The 16,789-nt window shown below is 70.5% G+C and carries 21 protein-coding genes and 1 tRNA gene; 5 read left to right on the top strand and 17 right to left on the bottom strand.

The window, feature by feature from the left end; all coding sequences use genetic code 11:
- Positions 1-183 precede the first annotated feature (183 nt).
- Complete coding sequence (locus tag EAO70_RS26850; protein WP_187284053.1) at positions 184-531, top strand: ATP-binding protein; 348 nt, start codon at positions 184-186, stop codon at positions 529-531.
- Here the strand turns inward: EAO70_RS26850 and EAO70_RS26845 are convergent.
- The 5 genes from EAO70_RS26845 to EAO70_RS26825 all read right to left on the bottom strand — a co-directional run bounded on the left by EAO70_RS26845 (position 525) and on the right by EAO70_RS26825 (position 4,427).
- The gene (locus EAO70_RS26845; protein ID WP_261993072.1) at positions 525-980 is read right to left on the bottom strand and encodes an STAS domain-containing protein; all 456 of its coding nucleotides are present in this window, start codon (positions 978-980) and stop codon (positions 525-527) included. The genes EAO70_RS26850 and EAO70_RS26845 overlap by 7 nt on opposite strands.
- A 121-nt stretch (positions 981-1,101) precedes the next feature.
- Positions 1,102-1,467 (bottom strand): MazG-like family protein, encoded by a 366-nt coding sequence (locus EAO70_RS26840; RefSeq protein ID WP_148005485.1) that lies wholly within the window; start codon positions 1,465-1,467, stop codon positions 1,102-1,104.
- A 58-nt stretch (positions 1,468-1,525) separates the two neighbouring features.
- On the bottom strand, positions 1,526-2,998 hold the full coding sequence (locus EAO70_RS26835; RefSeq protein ID WP_148005484.1) for a DEAD/DEAH box helicase: 1,473 nt from the start codon (positions 2,996-2,998) through the stop codon (positions 1,526-1,528).
- Between the two features lie 230 nt (positions 2,999-3,228).
- The gene (locus tag EAO70_RS26830; RefSeq protein ID WP_015031667.1) at positions 3,229-3,432 is read right to left on the bottom strand and encodes a cold-shock protein; all 204 of its coding nucleotides are present in this window, start codon (positions 3,430-3,432) and stop codon (positions 3,229-3,231) included.
- Positions 3,433-3,644: 212 nt separating this feature from the next.
- Positions 3,645-4,427: a DUF817 domain-containing protein gene (locus EAO70_RS26825; protein ID WP_148005483.1), complete on the bottom strand. Its 783-nt coding sequence runs from the start codon at positions 4,425-4,427 to the stop codon at positions 3,645-3,647.
- Between the two features lie 298 nt (positions 4,428-4,725).
- On the opposite strand from EAO70_RS26825, the gene EAO70_RS26820 reads away from it, so the two are divergent.
- Positions 4,726-5,559 carry an L-threonylcarbamoyladenylate synthase gene (locus EAO70_RS26820; protein ID WP_148005482.1) on the top strand — a complete coding sequence of 278 codons (834 nt, stop codon included), beginning with the start codon at positions 4,726-4,728 and terminating at the stop codon, positions 5,557-5,559.
- Between the two features lie 158 nt (positions 5,560-5,717).
- On the opposite strand, the gene EAO70_RS26815 is transcribed toward EAO70_RS26820, so the two are convergent.
- The 11 genes from EAO70_RS26815 to EAO70_RS26765 form a co-directional block, all read right to left on the bottom strand.
- Positions 5,718-5,939 carry a hypothetical protein gene (locus EAO70_RS26815; RefSeq protein ID WP_148005481.1) on the bottom strand — a complete coding sequence of 74 codons (222 nt, stop codon included), beginning with the start codon at positions 5,937-5,939 and terminating at the stop codon, positions 5,718-5,720.
- A 339-nt stretch (positions 5,940-6,278) separates the two neighbouring features.
- Positions 6,279-6,620, bottom strand: a complete 342-nt coding sequence (locus tag EAO70_RS26810) for a MerR family transcriptional regulator (protein WP_148005480.1) — start codon at positions 6,618-6,620, stop codon at positions 6,279-6,281.
- A gap of 884 nt (positions 6,621-7,504) precedes the next feature.
- Positions 7,505-7,708: a cold-shock protein gene (locus EAO70_RS26805; protein ID WP_033202321.1), complete on the bottom strand. Its 204-nt coding sequence runs from the start codon at positions 7,706-7,708 to the stop codon at positions 7,505-7,507.
- A gap of 782 nt (positions 7,709-8,490) precedes the next feature.
- Entirely contained in the window at positions 8,491-8,895 is a 405-nt protein-coding gene (locus EAO70_RS26800) for a CBS domain-containing protein (protein ID WP_148005491.1), read from the bottom strand.
- Between the two features lie 46 nt (positions 8,896-8,941).
- Positions 8,942-10,462, bottom strand: a complete 1,521-nt coding sequence (locus EAO70_RS26795; protein ID WP_148005479.1) for a DEAD/DEAH box helicase — start codon at positions 10,460-10,462, stop codon at positions 8,942-8,944.
- A 309-nt stretch (positions 10,463-10,771) separates the two neighbouring features.
- Positions 10,772-10,975: a cold-shock protein gene (locus EAO70_RS26790; protein ID WP_148005478.1), complete on the bottom strand. Its 204-nt coding sequence runs from the start codon at positions 10,973-10,975 to the stop codon at positions 10,772-10,774.
- A 600-nt stretch (positions 10,976-11,575) separates the two neighbouring features.
- Positions 11,576-11,848: a hypothetical protein gene (locus EAO70_RS26785; protein WP_148005477.1), complete on the bottom strand. Its 273-nt coding sequence runs from the start codon at positions 11,846-11,848 to the stop codon at positions 11,576-11,578.
- A gap of 37 nt (positions 11,849-11,885) precedes the next feature.
- Positions 11,886-12,152, bottom strand: a complete 267-nt coding sequence (locus tag EAO70_RS26780) for a hypothetical protein (protein WP_148005476.1) — start codon at positions 12,150-12,152, stop codon at positions 11,886-11,888.
- 103 nt (positions 12,153-12,255) lie between these two features.
- Positions 12,256-12,465: a hypothetical protein gene (locus tag EAO70_RS26775; RefSeq protein WP_148005475.1), complete on the bottom strand. Its 210-nt coding sequence runs from the start codon at positions 12,463-12,465 to the stop codon at positions 12,256-12,258.
- Positions 12,466-12,469: 4 nt separating this feature from the next.
- The gene (locus tag EAO70_RS26770; protein WP_148005474.1) at positions 12,470-13,024 is read right to left on the bottom strand and encodes a DUF5994 family protein; all 555 of its coding nucleotides are present in this window, start codon (positions 13,022-13,024) and stop codon (positions 12,470-12,472) included.
- 319 nt (positions 13,025-13,343) lie between these two features.
- Positions 13,344-13,414 (bottom strand) — tRNA-Gly (locus EAO70_RS26765).
- A gap of 424 nt (positions 13,415-13,838) precedes the next feature.
- Between EAO70_RS26765 and dcd the strand changes: the two genes are divergently transcribed.
- Both dcd and EAO70_RS26755 read left to right on the top strand, forming a co-directional pair.
- A complete protein-coding gene (dcd, locus tag EAO70_RS26760) occupies positions 13,839-14,414 on the top strand; it encodes a dCTP deaminase (protein WP_148005473.1) in 576 nt (191 codons plus the stop codon).
- Between the two features lie 13 nt (positions 14,415-14,427).
- On the top strand, positions 14,428-14,925 hold the full coding sequence (locus EAO70_RS26755) for a phosphoribosyltransferase (RefSeq protein ID WP_015034639.1): 498 nt from the start codon (positions 14,428-14,430) through the stop codon (positions 14,923-14,925).
- Positions 14,926-15,011: 86 nt separating this feature from the next.
- Here the strand turns inward: EAO70_RS26755 and EAO70_RS26750 are convergent, their stop codons facing one another.
- Complete coding sequence (locus tag EAO70_RS26750; protein WP_148005472.1) at positions 15,012-15,908, bottom strand: Yip1 family protein; 897 nt, start codon at positions 15,906-15,908, stop codon at positions 15,012-15,014.
- A 175-nt stretch (positions 15,909-16,083) separates the two neighbouring features.
- Here EAO70_RS26750 and EAO70_RS26745 point away from each other — a divergent pair, with 175 nt between their 5' ends.
- Positions 16,084-16,788, top strand: coding sequence for a hypothetical protein (locus EAO70_RS26745; RefSeq protein WP_148005471.1), 705 nt, complete (start codon positions 16,084-16,086; stop codon positions 16,786-16,788).
- Position 16,789 lies beyond the last annotated feature (1 nt).

The raw sequence follows: 16,789 nt of genomic DNA, 5'->3' as shown, positions 1-16,789 counted from the left end.
GGATCAGTGAAGCGGCAGCCGCACCTCGATCGTCTTGCCGCCGCCCGGCGGCAGGGACAGCCGTATCCCGCGGGCGAGGACCGAGTGGGAGTGCCAGTGGCCACAGGACGTCGAACGGGACCCTCCACGCCGCACGCGGGACGGCTCGTTCTCCCGCGGGACGCGTCCGAGGCGCGCGCCCGGGTGGCGGAGGCGCTGGCGGGAGCGACGGCCCTGAGAGGCGCGCCGCCGACCGCCACCGCGCTGGGCGACGCGCTGCTCGTGACGTCGGAGCTGTTCACGAACGCCGTGCGGCACGGGGGCGGCCTGACCGGGTTCCGGGTGGCGATCGACCGGGACGCGGTGACGGTCACCGTCGAGGACGCGAGCCACGAGCTGCCGCACGTACGTCGGGGACGGACGGAGCGAGTCTCCGGATCGACCGGGGGAGGCTTCGGATGGCCCCTGATCAGGCTGCTCGCCCGCGGGATACGGCTGTCCCTGCCGCCGGGCGGCGGCAAGACGATCGAGGTGCGGCTGCCGCTTCACTGATCCCGCCCCGCCCGCGGCGGGAGGAAGAGCCCTTCCGTGCCGGTGAGCCGGAGAAGGCGGGCCATCCGCGGGCTGGTGGGTCCGAGAAGGAGCGGCGTTCCCGGTGTGAGGGCCGGGTGCCCGCCGGGGCTCCGGCGCCGCGCGACACGTGCGGCACGGGCGAGCCACGCGGACCGGGCGGTCAGCAGGGCGCGCAGGCCGGCGCAGTCGCAGAAGGTGACGCCGCCGAGATCGAGCCGGACCCCCTCGGGATGCAGGGCCAGAGCGGCGCGGAGGCTCCGGTAGAGGCGCGGGGCCCCGGCGCTGTCGATCTCGCCGCCGACGGCCACGGTGCCGTCCGGGGTGATCTCCACGGTCATCCGCGCGTCCGCGCCGGTCGTGGGCGGCAGGAGGCCGGTCCCGCCGGCGGGCGTTCGCGGATCGGTGGTGCGGTCCGGCAGAGGATGCATGGTCGACTCCCACGAGCCGGCCGAGCCTCGGCCGGAACTCGCTCTTCGCCCCAATCCTCCCCTTTCGCTCCTCACCCGTCAACGATCATGGCCCCCGGCCCCACCTCCCCGGAGGTGGCCCTCATCGCCCAGTGACCACGGGTTCGCTCCCGGGCGGGTCGGGGAGGAACCGGGCGGACTTGCGGGCGAGGACCGAGGCGAAGAACTCCGGTGCGTCGTCGGGGCGCATCCGGGCGAGGGACACCATGCCGGTGATCACGGCGTCGACCACCTCCTCCTGCACCTGCTCCCAGTCGTGGCTGCGGCCCTTGCGCGGGTTCACCGCGCGGACCCCGATGACGGCCTGCGCGGCCTCACCGACCTCCTCCGCGAGCTTGAGGACCTGGAGCGTCCACTGCTCCTCCGCCGAGATGCCCCGCTCGGTGTCGAGTGCGGTGAAGCACGCGGCGAGCGAACGGATCGTGTTCCACGGGTCGTCGTCCCTCACGGGGTCTCCTCTGCTGTGCCGCCGGCGGGCGCGGTCCCGGGCCGGCCCCGGCGGGAGCCTACTTGCCCCGGCGGATGCGCGCGGCCTGCCTCGCCTCCGCCGTCTTGCGGGCCTCGGCGGCCTTGCGGGACTCGTTCTTGGCACGTCCCGGACGGCCCGGGACGGTGCCCATGCCGCGGAAGGCAGCCCCGCCGCGCTTGACGCCCTCCTGGCTGGGCGCGGCTCCGTCGACGGGGATGCCCGAGGGCGTACGGGCGCCGGTGATGCGGCTCAGGGCGGCCTCGCCCGAGCGGACCTGGGTGATCTGGGGGCGGATGCCCGCGTCCGCCATCAGCCGGGCCACCTCGCGCCGCTCCTCGGAGGTCACCAGGGTGACGACCATCCCGGACTCCCCGGCGCGCGCGGTGCGACCGCCGCGGTGCAGGTAGTCCTTGTGGTCGGCGGGCGGATCGACGTTGACGACGAGGTCGAGCGCGTCGACGTGGATGCCGCGGGCGGCCACGTTCGTGGCGACGAGGACCGGGACCTCGCCGGACCGGAAGCGGTCCAGTGTGCGGGTCCGCAGCGGCTGGGACTTCCCGCCGTGCAGGGCGGCGGCGCGCACGCCGCTGCCGAGGAGGTGCCTGGTGAACCGGTCGACCGCCGCCTTCGTCGCCAGGAACATGATGACCCGCCCGTCGCGGGCCGCGATCTCGGTGGCGGTGGCGAACTTGTCCGGGCCGTGGACCTGGAGGACGTGGTGGTCCATGGTGGCGACGGCCGCCGCCGAGGGGTCGACGGAGTGGACGACCGGGTCGGTGAGGTAGCGCTCGACGAGGAGGTCGACGTTACGGTCGAGGGTGGCGGAGAACAGCAGCCGCTGGCCCCGCGGGGGCACCAGGTCGAGGAGCGCGGTGACCTGGTCGGTGAACCCCATGTCGGCCATCTGGTCGGCCTCGTCGAGGACGGTGGCGCCGACCCGCTCGAGCCGGCAGTCCTTCCGCTCGACCAGGTCCATGAGGCGGCCCGGCGTGGCGATCACGACCTCGGCCCCGTCGCGCAGCGCCGTGGCCTGCCGGCCGATCGACATGCCGCCGACGACGGTGGCCAGTCGCAGCCCCAGCGCCTGGGCGAACGGGTCGAGGGCGTCCGTCACCTGCTGGGCCAGTTCACGGGTGGGGACCAGGACGAGCCCGAGCGGCTTGCGGGCCTCGGCGCGCCGTCCGGCCAGGCGGACCAGCAGCGGGATACCGAAGGCGAGGGTCTTGCCGGATCCGGTGCGCGCGCGGCCCAGGACGTCGCGGCCCGCGAGGGCGTCGGGCAGGGTCGCGGACTGGATCGGGAACGGCGTGTCGACGCCGAGCCGGGTGAGGACGTCGTGGACGGCGGCCGGCAGGTCGAGCGCGGCGAAGGTCTCGGCGGGCGGCAGGGCCGGGGTGCCGGCCGGCAGGGCCGCCCAGGGGTCCTCGGCGGGGGCGCCGCGTCCGGCCCGGCCGGTCCGCCGGGCGCTGTCGGTGTCGGGCCTGTCGTACGTGTCGTGCTTGTCGTTCATGGGTCTCCTCGAAACGGTGCGCTTCGAGGAATTCGCGTGGGGTTGCGGGCCCGATGAATTACAGGAACGTACCGAATGCCACGGGCATGCGGTTCCGGCCGTACCGAGGGGTCGAAATCGGCGGCCGGCCGGTGAATGGCCCGGGAAATGTGGGAAAAGTCTGGAAAATGCGACGAGCCGGGGCCCTCACCACAAGGGTGAGGACACCGGCTGCGTCGGACGTGTCAACGTCAGGCGGGGAGGATGTTCTCCGCCTGGGGGCCCTTCTGGCCCTGCGTGACGTCGAAGGTCACCTTCTGGCCTTCCTGGAGCTCACGGAAGCCCGAGGTGGCGATGTTGGAGTAGTGGGCGAACACGTCCGGGCCGCCACCCTCCTGCTCGATGAAGCCGAAGCCCTTTTCCGAGTTGAACCACTTCACGGTGCCGTTGGCCATGTCATTTCTCCTTCGGGGCGTAGCCCAGGGGTCCGCACTGTGCGGAACCCGGAGTCGCCGTGATGATTGCCCCGTTCGGAAAACTGCACCGAAAACAAAGAAAGTGCCTGACGATGTCGAATCGTCGAAGGCACTTGTAAGCTTCTTTGGGAACCACAACTGCAACTGTCGTCGACTGTACCACGGCCCCCGCACCGGTGCACGGAATTGCTTCAATTCTCGTGTCGCGTGTCCTGTCGCACCGCCCGGGACGACATCGCGAGGACGAACGTGACGGTCATCAGCAGCGCCCAGGCGCCGAACTTGGCGAGGGACACCGGCTGCCAGCCGTCCAGTTGGTGCGGGTAGCTCCAGGCGCCGACGTAGGTGGCCGCGTTCTCCGCGACCCAGAGGAAGAAGCCGATCAGGACGAACGACAGCGCCAGCGGCATGCGGTGGTCCCGGTCCCCGACCCGGAACCGCACCCAGGTGCCCGCCGTCGCCACGAGGAGCAGTCCGGCCAGCGCCCAGCGGGCGTCGGGCAGCCAGTGGTGGCTGAAGAAGTTCGCGTACACGGCGGCGGCGAGCGCGGCCGTCACCCGCGGCCGGTAGCCGGTCAGCCGCAGGTCGAACAGGCGCCGGGCCCGGCAGACGTAGCTTCCGAGCGCCGCGTAGAGGAATCCGCCGTACAGCGGCACCCCGCCGATCTTCGTCAGCGCCTCCTCCGGGTAGCTCCACGAACCCATCCGCACCTTGACCAGCTCGAAGAGCAGCCCGGTCGCGTGGCAGGCGGCGATCACCGCGATGTCCCGTCCGGTGTCCCAGCCGACCTTCCAGGCGACGGCGGTGAGGGCGATCCCGTACAGGAGCAGGAGGTCGTACCGGGCGATCGGCAGCTCGGGCAGGACGGAGGACACGGCGATCCCCCCGACGAGCGCCACGGCGAAGGCGCAGCACCGCGCCTCCAGCAGCGCGAACCGCAGCAGCTGGCGTATTCCGGCCGTGAACGTGTCCATGCGGGGAGGGACGCCGGGCGGCGGCGGACGGTTTCGCCCGGCGTCCCTCCCTTGCCTGTGTGGGGGTGGGGGGGCTCCCGGCGAAAGGGAGGCTCGGTGCCGCGGGCGCTTCGCACGGTCCACAAGGGCGCCGGACGCCCCCGACAGTACTTGCAGACGCGTACTAATGCAAGAGCGGCATTAAAGCGCACGCCGCTCAATTCCACCCTCAGGTGTGCACGGGTGGCCGCTCCTCGGGTGACCGGCGGGGGTACGGCTCGTTGCCGGAGCATCGACGAACACTTACGGGAGGTGTGCGGTGGGCGGACAGCGGACGCGTACGGCTCGGGAACTGGTCCTGGGCCGGGCGGAGGACGTACGGAGGGCGGTCGAGGCACTCGGCGAGGGCGCCGCCGTGGCACACGGCTTCGGCAACTTCTACGCCATGACGGCCCGCCCCGAACGGGACGTCGTCGAGCGGATCAACCGGATCAAGGGCCGCCCGGCCGCACAGGTCGGCAGCGTGACGACCGTACGCGCCCGCGTGCGCTCGGTCTTCGACTGGACCCGCCTGCCGGACCAGCTGCCCCGCAGACAGGTCGAGGACCTGATGGAGGAACTGTTCACGCTGGGCCCGTTCGGCTTCCGCGGCGCCGCGGCACCACACGTCCCGCCGCACCTCACCACCGTCCAGGACGGCGTGAACACCGTGCAGCTGATCGGCCCCGGCTACCGCTGCCCCTCCAACGGCTTCCTCGACGAGGCGCTGGAGCGCACCGGCGGCGGCTTCCTCTCCATCACCTCGGTCAACCGCTCCCGCCATCTGACCGGCGCGGAGCACGAACCGGCCCACTGGCGGGCCGAGGGCGTGGCGGAGGACTTCGGTGCGGAACCGGACGTCCGCCTCCTGGCCCACGAGGACGAGGCCGCCGCCCGCCGTCGGCACCCGCACCACGCGTCGACGTCGACCACGGTGCTCTCCTTCCACCGCACGGCCGGCCAGGGCCGCTCGGGCCTCCCCGCCCTGTCCCTGGAACGCCACGGCTCCCTCTCGGCCGACCACACCCGCTCGATCGCCGCGAACCACGGTTTCGCCCTGGTGATCCACCCCCGAGCGGAACACCGCCTCCCGAGCCGCACCTACGGCTGCTGAACCGGGCGGGGACGACCGGAAACGACGAAGCCCCAGGTCGCTGACCTGGGACTTCGTGGCAGAGCGGGACGCGTCAGGGCATGCCGAAGGCAGGCACCCGCGCAGGGACCGACCGACCGAGCTGCCGAGCGACCGACAGACCGGACGCGACGGCGGCCCTACAACTTGCTCATCTTGGCGTAGGGGCTCAGGATCCGCTTCTGCGTCGAGCCGAAATCCACGACCGCCGCGATCCCGCTCTCGATGCCGACGACCCGGCCGAGGCCGTACACGTCGTGCGTGACCTGGTCGCCGACGGCGAACTGCTGGGGCGGCAGCGTGACCGGAGCCTTGAACGGGCTGGTGGGCAGATGACGCTTCGGTGCACTGGACTTTGTCATTGAGGCCAGTATGCGCCCCGCGTACGCCCATCGGCCAAGGCCGTTCGCATCCGCGGAGCGAGGCGGTCGAGGATGGCCTCGCCGACGACAGCGGCTCCAGGCCGCTGACCAGCGGATCTCGGCGTTCCGGTACGGACAGTGATGAGGAGGGCCGTCCGACGCACGGGGTTTGGCCGTACGTCGCCGGGGACGGTCCACGGCACTCCCCGACCACGACGACGGCTCACCGCTGCTTGCCGCCCCACCGCCACGGACGCACGCATGCGCGTGGCGAGGCGCAGGGGCGAGTGAGCGGCTCTCCGCCGGGACCCGGCGGAATCGACGGCGGGCGACCCCGCCTCAGTCCGAGTCCGGTGACGGGGTTGATTCCCCCGCGGCGCGGCGGTACTCGGCGTTGATGCGCTGGGCTTCTTCGAGCTGGTCTTCCAGGATGATGATGCGGCAGGCGGCTTCGATGGGGGTGCCCTGGTCGACGAGTTCCCGGGCACGTGCGGCGATGCGCAACTGGTAGCGGGAGTAGCGGCGGTGGCCACCGCCGGAGCGGAGCGGGGTGATGAGGCGGGCCTCGCCGATGGCGCGGAGGAAACCCTGAGTGGTGCCGAGCATCTCGGCAGCCCTGCCCATGGTGTAGGCGGGGTAGTCGTCGTCGTCGAGCCGCCCGAACGAGTCGTCTGCTGTCATTTGCACCTCTCTGCGAAGCTCTCCGTGAAACGCGTAGAGGGGCCCTGGTGCCGAACGGCACCAGGGCCCCGAAGGAACTACTACACCACCTGCCGGCCCTGATACTGCGCCGGCCTTCTGTGTCCGCCGACCCGACCCAGTAACGGTCGGGTTCGCGGGGATCGCGGTTGCTTGACCGGAGACCACCTCACTATCGATGTCCTGCGGTACCCGGACTCGAGACCTCCGGCCGGGCGATCCTGATGGCGCTGCGTTCCTCCGTTCTTCCTCCGACTACCGAGTACTGCTTACGCGCGGGGCCGCATCAGCCATGCCTACGGTCCCGCGAACGGCGGCCCCTGATCACCGCGGGCCACCCGGTCCAGCCGTCAGTTCCGTCGCCGTCCTGCGAAAGCCCTGGCTTCGAAACTCCACCGCCGCACCGTCCTGCGACTGCTGTCCTGCATGCCGGCAGTTCGTCTCTGCCGGCCTCACTGTCTCTCTGGGCTACGAGAGAAACCATAGCGACGTCACCACCCAATGTCTACTCCGGCCAACATAGATTTTCGCGTGTCCGGTGAGCAGGTAATCGACCTCGGCGAGCGAGGGGGGAGCCGTGAGGCGTGCGGCGCCGGGCCCCCGTCGCATCCGCCGGCGCGGTGATCGGCGAGGGCGCGCCGTCGGCGGGGCGGGGCGCCGGTGACCCTGCGGAGCGCTCCCTCGCCGGAGTGCGGCGGACGGGTCTCGGCACGATGTCGGCGTCCGGCAGGAGTCGGGAGTCGGGTCATCCCGCGACGTGGAGTGAACGCGTGCGAGGTGTTCGGGCGCGGGGATCCCGCGATGAAAAACGGCTGGGGCCCGCATTCCAAGGAATGCGGGCCCCAGCCGTATACGGCGCGTCAGCGTCAGGCGGAAACGATGTTCTCCGCCGTCGGGCCCTTCTGGCCCTGCGCGATGTCGAAGGTGACCTTCTGGCCCTCCTGGAGCTCACGGAAGCCCTGCGAGGCGATGTTCGAGTAGTGGGCGAACACGTCGGGGCCGCCACCGTCCTGCTCGATGAAGCCGAAACCCTTTTCCGCGTTGAACCACTTCACGGTGCCAGCAGCCATGTCATTTCTCCTCTGGGCAAGTACGACGGAATCCGTACCGTACGGACGCCGTGTCGCCGCGATGATGCCCTGCCCGGAAGATGACCGGAAATACAAAGCGCTTACGTGCGGAATTCGGCGACGGAAGCGCTTGGAGTTTTGGGTACCACAACTGCAACTGACTTCGACAGTAGCATGCCGCCGCGGCCTGTGTGCCGCGAACATTTCTCCCTGTGTGTCGCCGACAAAAACTCTGCCTGCGACGGCCGTCAAAATCTCAGGCCGCGAACACAGGTATTCGTTTCCTCCGAATTCCTCAACCGTGCGAGCGGGGACGTGGCCCCGCGGCGGGCGACGGCGGCGCAGGTCGACGGTGATCAGACACGACACCTGGCGGACCACGCCCGTCCGTCGGCCGCATCGGTGAGCGCCGGTCGCCTGCCCGGGGCGACGACGAAGCCCCAGGTCCCTGACCTGAGGCTTCGTTGAAGAACGGATGCGCCTCGTAGTCCGATGCCGAGGCCGTCGTCGAGAGCGGGAGCTAGCCTGCCTCGTGTCGTACCGCACTCGCGCCGGCGGCGAACGCCTGCACGTCCTCGTCGGGCAGGAGGGCTTCGATCTCCCCGAAATCGGGCGCCTGGAAGGGCTGTGTGGTGGGCTGCGGCGATGCTGCGGCGGCGCAGCCGGACGTCTCCGTCGGAGCGGAGAACAGCGAGGTCAGGTCGATGAGAGGGGTCCTCTTCCTTGCGGGTCCGTGAACGGACTTGGTGCGCCGTGACCGGGCACGGCGGTCCTACAGCTGGTCAGCGGGCCAGGGCGAGGACGCCCAGGGCGCCGCCTTGTTCGTCGATGACGGGCAGCACGTCGAGCCGGCGGTGGCGCATCGCGTGTTCGGCTTCGGCCGTCGTGGTCAGGGGCGAGGTGAACAGCCCGCGGCCGCCGGGTACGGCGCGCAGCCGGATCTCGTCGGTGTAGGCGGCGCTGTCGCGGACGGCGGTGAGCTGGTCCCAGGTCACCAGCCCGGTGCACAGGCCGTCCACGTCGGAGACGAGGAGATGCCCGGTGCGCGCACTCGTCATCACGGCCAGGGCCACTTCGACCGTCATGTCGTCACAGACCCGTGGTCCGGCCACCTCCATGACGTCGTCGACCGTCTGGGGTCTGGACCTGGTGCTCGACGAGCTGGGTTCCAACTGGATCAGCGTCACCATATGCCTCCTGCACAGATGGGTGAGTCTCCGGACCATGTGGTTCTCAGGCTGCCGCCGCGGGGGAGGCGGGCCGGCGTGCGTCCGCCCGCCGGGCGGCCGAGGCGGTGCCGCGGCGGCCACGGGACGAGGACGTGCTGCGCTTGGCGCGCTCGGGTGCCGGTGCCGTGATGGTGACCGGGATGCCGGAGGGGGCTTGGGCGCCGGTGATCCGGATCAGCTCGGCCTCGCCGGAGCGGACCTGGTTGGTCTCGGGCACGATGCCCGCGTCCTGCATGAGGCGGTTCATACCGCGGCGCTGCTGGGGCGTGACAAGGGTGACGACGCTGCCGGACTCGCCGGCCCGGGCGGTACGGCCGCCGCGGTGGAGGTAGTCCTTGTGGTCGGTCGGCGGGTCCACGTTGACGACGAGGTCCAGCTGGTCGACGTGGATGCCGCGGGCCGCGACGTTCGTGGCGACCAGCACGGTGACGTGTCCGGCCTTGAACCAGGCCAGGGTGCGGGTGCGCTGCGACTGCGTCTTCCCGCCGTGCAGGGCGGCGGCCCGCACGCCGCTGCGGAGGAGGTCCTCGGTGAGCCTGTCCACGGCGTGCTTGGTGTCCAGGAACATGATCACCCGGCCGTCACGCGCCGCGATCTCGGTGGTCAGCCGGTGCTTGTCGGCGCCCTGCACGTGCAGGACGTGGTGCTCCATCGTGGTGACCGCGCCCTGGGAGGGGTCGACGGAGTGGACGACGGGGTCGGTGAGGTAGCGGCGGACCAAGAGGTCGACGTTGCGGTCCAGGGTCGCGGAGAACAGCATCCGCTGGCCCTCCGGGCGGACCTGGTTCAGCAGCGCGGTGACTTGGGGCATGAATCCCATGTCGGCCATCTGGTCGGCCTCGTCCAGGACGGTGATCCCGACCTGGTTCAGCCGGCAGTCGCCACGGTCGATGAGGTCCTTGAGGCGGCCGGGGGTGGCTACGACGACCTCGGTGCCACCGCGCAGCGCGTTCGCCTGTCGGCCGATCGGCATCCCGCCGACGACCGCGGTCAGGCGCAGTTTCACGGCGCGGGCGTAGGGGGTGAGGGCGTCGGTGACCTGCTGGGCGAGTTCCCGGGTGGGGACCAGGACCAGCGCGAGCGGCTGACGGGGCTCGGCGACCTGTCCTGCGGTGCGGGCCAGCATGGCCAGGCCGAAGGCGAGGGTCTTGCCGGAGCCGGTCCGGCCGCGCCCCAGGACGTCACGCCCCGCCAGGGAGTTCGGCAGCGTCGCGCCCTGGATGGGGAAGGGGACGGAGAGGCCCTGCGTGGAGAGCGCGGCGAGCAGGTGCTTCGGCATGTCGAGATCGGAGAACGCCTCCACGGCGGGCAGCGCCGGAGTGATCGTCTTCGGCAGTGCGAACTCGCCCTGTACCGGGGCGGGCCGCCGACCGTGGCCTCCCGAGCGGCGGGGAGCACCCGAACGGCTCGGGTCGGACGACGCACCGAAGCGACTGCCCCGGGTCGAACCTGAGGAGGAGCCGAAGGCGGGAACGCCGGTGCGGCGGGTGCGGGAAGAGCGGCTGTTCGTACGTGTGGGGTTCATTCAGAACCTTCCTTGATACGGCACGTATCAAGGAGGTCCGCAGCGTGGGAGCAGCATGCGGAATCACAGGTACGGACCGGATGTAATTCGAGAAGAGAAAGCGGACGTGGTGCACGGGAAACCCGCGGCAGCGCAACTGGAAAAGGAATGCGCGCGGATTTGATCCGGTGCATCGAGGGGTACGGCTCCGAAGCGGGAGTCACGTACCTTGAGGCGGCTTTCCGGCGGGGCGAATCACTGCGGAGACGCATGCAGCTGGGGCCCGCACCCCGAGGGATGCGGGCCCCAGCTGCACGATGCGCGTCAGCGTCAGACGGTGACGATGTTCTCGGCCGTCGGGCCCTTCTGGCCCTGCGCTATGTCGAAGGTGACCTTCTGGCCCTCCTGGAGCTCGCGGAAGCCCTGGGCGGCGATGTTCGAGAAGTGGGCGAACACGTCGGGGCCGCTACCGTCCTGCTCGATGAAGCCGAAACCCTTTTCCGCGTTGAACCACTTCACGGTGCCAGTAGCCATGCCGTATCTCCTTGGGGCAGTACAGCGGCACCCGTACCGTACGGACGCCGTGTCGCCGCGATGATGCCCTGCCCGGAGAGTGCCGGAGATATGAAGCGCTTCAGGACGGCGCGTGGCCGACGCAGGCACTCGAAGTTTTTTGGGTACCAGAACTGCAACTAAGATGGACAGTAGCACGCCCTCGTGGTCTTTGCGCGTCGGATATTTCTCTCGGGCGTCGCCGGCAGAAACCCTCTCCGCGGGAGACGTTGAAATCTCAGGCCGCGAGCACAGTTATTCGCACGCTCTGAATACGGTGTTCTGGGAGAAATCAGCGGTCGCGGGTGCGGCGGAGCTGGGTACCGCCGTACCGCCCCGGCTCCGCGCCCCGCAGGACTCTGATCCACTGCCGCCTGACGCCGCCGCTCCTCCGCGCCGTGCGCCAGACGACGGAAGGGGTGGGGGCCTGGCGGTGGTCGTCACAACGGCCCCGGCGCATTCACTCCGTCGGGGCCGCCCTTCCGGATCGTCACACGTGAGCGTGCTCGATCCGTATCCAATGGTACGACTTCTCGGCCGGGCGGGCCGGGAGGCGAGAGCCGGCCGCCGGGGTAGCCCGGCTCAGCCGCGCTCTCGCTCTTCGGCCTCCATGCGGCGGACTCCCTGGTGGGTGAGGGAGACCATCGCGGGCTTGTTGCCCGGTTCCCAGTCGACGGTGATCAGGCCCTCGCCGGTGAGGTAGGCGCAGGCGGCGGCCAGGTCTTCCTCCGGGATGCGCAGGTCGTTGCGGAGCTTCCGTCCCGTGATGCCGAGGAGCGGGTTTCCTTCGGTGGTTTCGTAGAGGGCGGTCAGGGCCCGCTCGCGGTAGAGCTGTCGCTCCTGGAGTGTGGCCATGACCGAGTCCTTTCGGCGTGTGAAGGTCCGATGCCGCTCAGACTTCGTCGACGTGGGTGTCGGTGAGGGGGGACGATCTGCTGGTGGTGAGCCAGGAGCGGGCGGGCTCTGCGGCGGTTTCGGTGTCGACGGTGAGGTGGAGCCGGGTGCCGCCTTCGGGAGCGGGGTAGCTGCGCTCTTCCGTCCCGGCGAACGAGCGGCGGATCACCTCGGCGACTGTACGGGCGGCTTCGGGGGTGGCGGCGACGATGCGGATCTCGGCCTGTCCGGCCGAGGGCAGGGCCGCGGTGTCGGTGCGGTACAAGGGGTGTGTTCCCTTCGCGGGTGAGCGAGAGGCCGGCGGGTGGTCGTCCCGGGTGTCGGGTGCCCCATCCGCGGCCTTCGGTCGGAGGAGTGGTCTCCGGCGGTCAGGGCCAGGTGCCCACGGTCCTGCGGCGGGCAGCTTGCTCTGTCGGCGTGTGGGGGCTGTGACCGGGCGGTCGGACGATGGCCGGGAAGGGGTCGCTGTAGTGGCGGGCGGCGATGCGTGCCTCGTGCTGGGCGTTGAGCCGGTGGACAAGGCACGTGCCGAACGTGATCAGCACAGCGACGGCCGCGAGCGCGATCAGGGTCTCCATGTCGTCACCACCGTGTGTTCTTCGGCAGCGGAATCATCCGCGCGCCGACGACCGGGCGCCGGAGGGGCGGCAGGGCGGCCCCTCCGTCCGTCTCCCAGACGTCCTCGCTGCTGCGGGCGTCGCGCATACGGCGGCCGGTCGCGGCTTCGTCGGACATGAGGACACCAGCTGTGCGGACACTGCCGGGGACCGCGGCGGCGGCCATGAGCCGGGTGCCTGCGGCGGGTTCCGTCTCGGGCGGTATCACCAGCAGATCGACGCGGCCGACGGTGTAGGAGAGCAGGATCATCTTGTCGGGATCCTGTTCGGTGAACCAGCCGACGTGCACGGTGTGCCCGGCGACAGGGACCTTGTGCGGGACGACGGGCCAGCGGGTGGGATTCACCGCAACGCGTGTGATGCGTCCGAAGTGCTCTTCCAACGCGTCGACCAGGGGCGGAAGCTCAGCTGCGAGGTCACGCGAGCGAGGCCACCAGGCGCCGTCCAGGAGACCGGCGAGCGTGGTCTCCGGCGTCAGCGAAAGGCGCGCCGAACGCGAGGGTGCGAAGGTGATGGTCATGATCGCGGACCCGTCTCCGGGCCGTCCTGCGGGGCGGCCCAGCGTCTTGATCGCCGGAAACGACGTCCGCGTGGGGGCGGGTGCTCGAGTTACTCCCGGTATCTTCAGCCTACTCCGCGCCGGGGGTGGACGGGTGGTCCCCGTCTCCCTCCACCTTCAGCATCCAGCACGCCGGCCGGGGCGGCCCCGGCCTCCACGGCCACCCCGCCGCCGCTGGAAGGAACTGACCGACCGAGGCGGCCTTCTGCTCCGGGCCGCATAGGGCGAGCCGGGCGACAACGACGAAGCCCCAGGTCTCTGACCTGGGGCTTCGTTGAAGAGCGGATGACGGGAATCGAACCCGCGCTATAAGCTTGGGAAGCTCATGTTCTACCATTAAACTACATCCGCACAGCGGGCCGGTGGACGGTGCCGCATCGTTGCACACTGTACCCCATCGGCCACCCGCCACGGAGCTTCGGGCTTTTGGGGGCGGACTGCCGCGGGGCGGAGTGCCGCGTGGAGGGTGTCCCGTTCATCCCCTAATGTGGCTTCCCGTCCACCGCATGTGTAGGGGAAGGGACTTGATGGGTCCGATGGAGCGCACCGTCGTCCGTTGTGCCGAAGGGCATGTGTTCACTACCGCCTCGTTCCCGCTGCAGCAGCTCGGGGCCGGGCGGATCGGGCCGGGGCGGCTCATCCGGTGTCCGCGGTGTGCGCGGTTGCGGCACGCCGTGCCCGTGGAGCTGGAGCGGAGCTGAGCTGAGCCGCAGGGTCATGGGCGCGGACCCCTGCCGATTGGGGCAGGTCCGCGCCCTCTGCGTATCGTGGGGGCGTGCTTCTCTCAGACAAGGACATCCGGGCCGAGATCGACGCCGGCCGGGTGCGCATCGATCCGTACGACGAATCCATGGTGCAGCCCTCGAGCATCGACGTGCGGCTTGACCGCTTCTTCCGGGTGTTCGAGAACCACCGCCACCCCCACATCGACCCCGCCGTCGAGCAGCTCGACCTGACCCGTCAGGTCGAGCCCGAGGGTGACGAGGCCTTCATCCTCCACCCCGGCGAGTTCGTGCTCGCCTCGACCTACGAGGTCATCACCCTCCCGGACGACATCGCGTCGCGCCTGGAGGGGAAGAGCTCCCTCGGACGGCTCGGGCTCGTGACGCACTCGACCGCCGGGTTCATCGACCCGGGCTTCTCCGGGCACGTGACCCTGGAGCTGTCGAACCTCGCCACCCTGCCGATCAAGCTCTGGCCCGGTATGAAGATCGGGCAGCTGTGCATGTTCCGGCTGAGCTCGCCCGCCGAGTTCCCGTACGGGAGCGAGCGGTACGGCTCCCGGTACCAGGGCCAGCGGGGGCCGACGGCGTCCCGCTCGTTCATGAACTTCCATCGGACCCAGGTGTGAGGCGGTCGCAGGCATGAGTGAAGTACGCGAGAACCTGACGTACGAGGGATTCGGGCGGGCCGTCCGCGAGCTGGCGCAGACCATCGCCGACGACGGCTACGAGCCCGACATCGTGCTCTCCATCGCCCGCGGCGGCGTCTTCGTCGCCGGCGGTCTGGCCTACGCCCTGGACTGCAAGAACATCCACCTCGTGAACGTGGAGTTCTACACCGGCGTCGGCACCACCCTGGAGATGCCGGTCATGCTGGCGCCCGTGCCCGACGCGATCGACTTCAGCGACAAGAAGGTGCTGATCACCGACGACGTCGCCGACACCGGCAAGACCCTCAAGCTCGTCCACGACTTCTGCGTGGACCACGTCGCCGAGGTCCGCTCCGCCGTCGTCTACGAGAAGTCCCACTCCCTCGTGAAGTGCGAGTACGTGTGGAAGAAGACCGACGAGTGGATCAACTTCCCCTGGTCGGTCGAGCCGCCCGTCGTCAAGCGCGAGGGTCAGGTTCTCGACGCCTGACCCCTCCCGTTCGGATGTGAGGAAGGCCCCCGTCGTTCTGGCGGGGGCCTTCCTCGTGTTCGTTCGTCGCGCTTCGGTCCTCGTGCCTACAGCGTGCCCAGTTTGATCAGGCTCAGCAGCGCCACCAGCTGGATCGCCGACGCGCCCAGGGCCTTCGGCCACGGCAGGTCGTGCGAGCGGCTCACCATCATCGTGAAGAGCGCGCCGGCCGCCAGCCAGGTCACCCAGCCGATCACCTGCACCAGGCCGTTCTCACCGCCCAGGAAGAGCGCGAAGACCAGCCGCGGCGCGTCCGTGATCGACATGATCAGCATGGACAGGCCCACCGTCGGCTGCCACGCGCCGTCGCCGCCCAGCTGGCGCGCCAGCGTGTGCGTCACCGAGCCCAGGATCAGCCCGCCGACGACGAAGCCGAGGGCCGTCATCAGGACGTACGGGATCGCCGTCGACAGGGTCGCGTTGATCGCCTCGTCGCGCGCCTTGTCGAAGCCGAAGATCGCGAGGAGCCCGTAGAGGAAGGTGACGATCAGCGCGGGGCCCCACACGGCGTGGTCGCGCATCCGCAGGAACGTGTCCGCCGGGCGCAGCACGATGCCGCTCAGGAGTGCCTTCCAGGGCAGCCGGGGGCCCGTGGGGACGGGCGCGGCACCGGCGTGGTGGGTCGCGGCGTCGCCGTACGGGTCGTCGACGCTGAACATCTGGGTGTGGCCGGGGTTGTTCGCCGTCGCCGCGTGCGGGTGCTGCTGCTGGCCGTACGGGTCGCCGAAGTACTCGGGCTCGCCGTAGGGCTGCTGCCCCTGGTGCCCGTGCTGCCCCTGGTGCCCGTGGGGTCCCTGACGCCCGTGCTGACCCTGCGGTGGCTGCTGTTGCCACTGCTGCTGCGGGTGCGGCGGCGGGGCCGCGTTGTACCCGTACGGCGCCTGCTGCGGTTGATTGTGCGGGGGGCGGTTGTCCCGGCCGCGTCCGTTCCTGAATCCAGCCACGTCCTTGAACGTACCCGCTTCCGCCGTACAGGCGCTCCTCGGGCCGCCGCTTGCCACTGAGCTGTGACATCCCCTAGGGGGACATGTCGGATGCTCGTTACAAATCCGACGTATCACCTCAATGTCGTACTCGTAGCGTCGGGGATGTCAGCGAGTCGAGCAAGGAGCCCTTCCGATGCGTGTCACCCGTCGTTCCGCCCGTACCGCCGCCGTCGCCACCGGGGCCGTCGCCGTGCTCCTGCTGCCGGCCGCCGGAGCCTTCGCCGCCGACGGGCCGGGGCAGGCGCCGGGGGCGGACGCCACCGGTTCCCCATCCGTCTTCTGGAGGAACGTCGATCTGCCCGGCGGCGGCCTCGCCAAGGTCTACCAGGACGGTCCCGGCCGCTTCTCCGCCGAGATCTACACCGGCGGATCCCTGGTCGACACCCTGGTCAGCACCGACGGGCAGCCCGCCCGGGGGCAGTACGAGGCCCTCCGCGTGGTCCTGCGGCCGGACGGCACGGTCTCCTCCTGGCAGGAGACCGCCCCGGCCCCCCAGCCGAAGCCGAAGCCCGACCCGAAGCCCGCTGCCAAGCCCAAGCCCGCGCCCCGGCAGGCCGACGCCCGGGTCACGCTGCCCGACGGGAACACCGCGCGGTTCTACAAGAGCGCCTCCTGGCCCCGCGTCGAGATCAGTCGGCCGAACGGGCACGCCGTCGCCTCCCTCGACCTCAAGCACCCGGCCGCCGCCCACCACGGCTGGACGTACCGGCTCGTCGACACCGGAAAGCACCGGTACGAGCTGGCCGCCGTCGACACCCCGAAGCAGGGCGCCCGCAGCTCCGTCTACGACTTCTGGGGGCGGCTGATCGACACGTACACCGCCCGGAAGGCCTCCTGAC

This window comes from Streptomyces sp. adm13(2018) (genome assembly GCF_008042145.1).
In the GTDB taxonomy this organism is placed as follows: domain Bacteria; phylum Actinomycetota; class Actinomycetes; order Streptomycetales; family Streptomycetaceae; genus Streptomyces.
This window is presented reverse-complemented; position numbering and strand designations above follow the sequence as displayed.

Bases quoted from the DNA above. Each gene is read 5' to 3' on its own strand.
- EAO70_RS26845 (WP_261993072.1), bottom strand. From the start codon at position 980: ATGCATCCTCTGCCGGACCGCACCACCGATCCGCGAACGCCCGCCGGC.
- EAO70_RS26835 (WP_148005484.1), bottom strand. From the start codon at position 2,998: ATGAACGACAAGCACGACACGTACGACAGGCCCGACACCGACAGCGCC.
- EAO70_RS26830 (WP_015031667.1), bottom strand. From the start codon at position 3,432: ATGGCCAACGGCACCGTGAAGTGGTTCAACTCGGAAAAGGGCTTCGGC.
- EAO70_RS26825 (WP_148005483.1), bottom strand. From the start codon at position 4,427: ATGGACACGTTCACGGCCGGAATACGCCAGCTGCTGCGGTTCGCGCTG.
- EAO70_RS26815 (WP_148005481.1), bottom strand. From the start codon at position 5,939: ATGACAAAGTCCAGTGCACCGAAGCGTCATCTGCCCACCAGCCCGTTC.
- EAO70_RS26810 (WP_148005480.1), bottom strand. From the start codon at position 6,620: ATGACAGCAGACGACTCGTTCGGGCGGCTCGACGACGACGACTACCCC.
- EAO70_RS26805 (WP_033202321.1), bottom strand. From the start codon at position 7,708: ATGGCTGCTGGCACCGTGAAGTGGTTCAACGCGGAAAAGGGTTTCGGC.
- EAO70_RS26795 (WP_148005479.1), bottom strand. From the start codon at position 10,462: ATGAACCCCACACGTACGAACAGCCGCTCTTCCCGCACCCGCCGCACC.
- EAO70_RS26790 (WP_148005478.1), bottom strand. From the start codon at position 10,975: ATGGCTACTGGCACCGTGAAGTGGTTCAACGCGGAAAAGGGTTTCGGC.
- EAO70_RS26785 (WP_148005477.1), bottom strand. From the start codon at position 11,848: ATGGCCACACTCCAGGAGCGACAGCTCTACCGCGAGCGGGCCCTGACC.
- EAO70_RS26775 (WP_148005475.1), bottom strand. From the start codon at position 12,465: ATGGAGACCCTGATCGCGCTCGCGGCCGTCGCTGTGCTGATCACGTTC.
- EAO70_RS26770 (WP_148005474.1), bottom strand. From the start codon at position 13,024: ATGACCATCACCTTCGCACCCTCGCGTTCGGCGCGCCTTTCGCTGACG.
- EAO70_RS26755 (WP_015034639.1), top strand. From the start codon at position 14,428: ATGAGTGAAGTACGCGAGAACCTGACGTACGAGGGATTCGGGCGGGCC.
- EAO70_RS26745 (WP_148005471.1), top strand. From the start codon at position 16,084: ATGCGTGTCACCCGTCGTTCCGCCCGTACCGCCGCCGTCGCCACCGGG.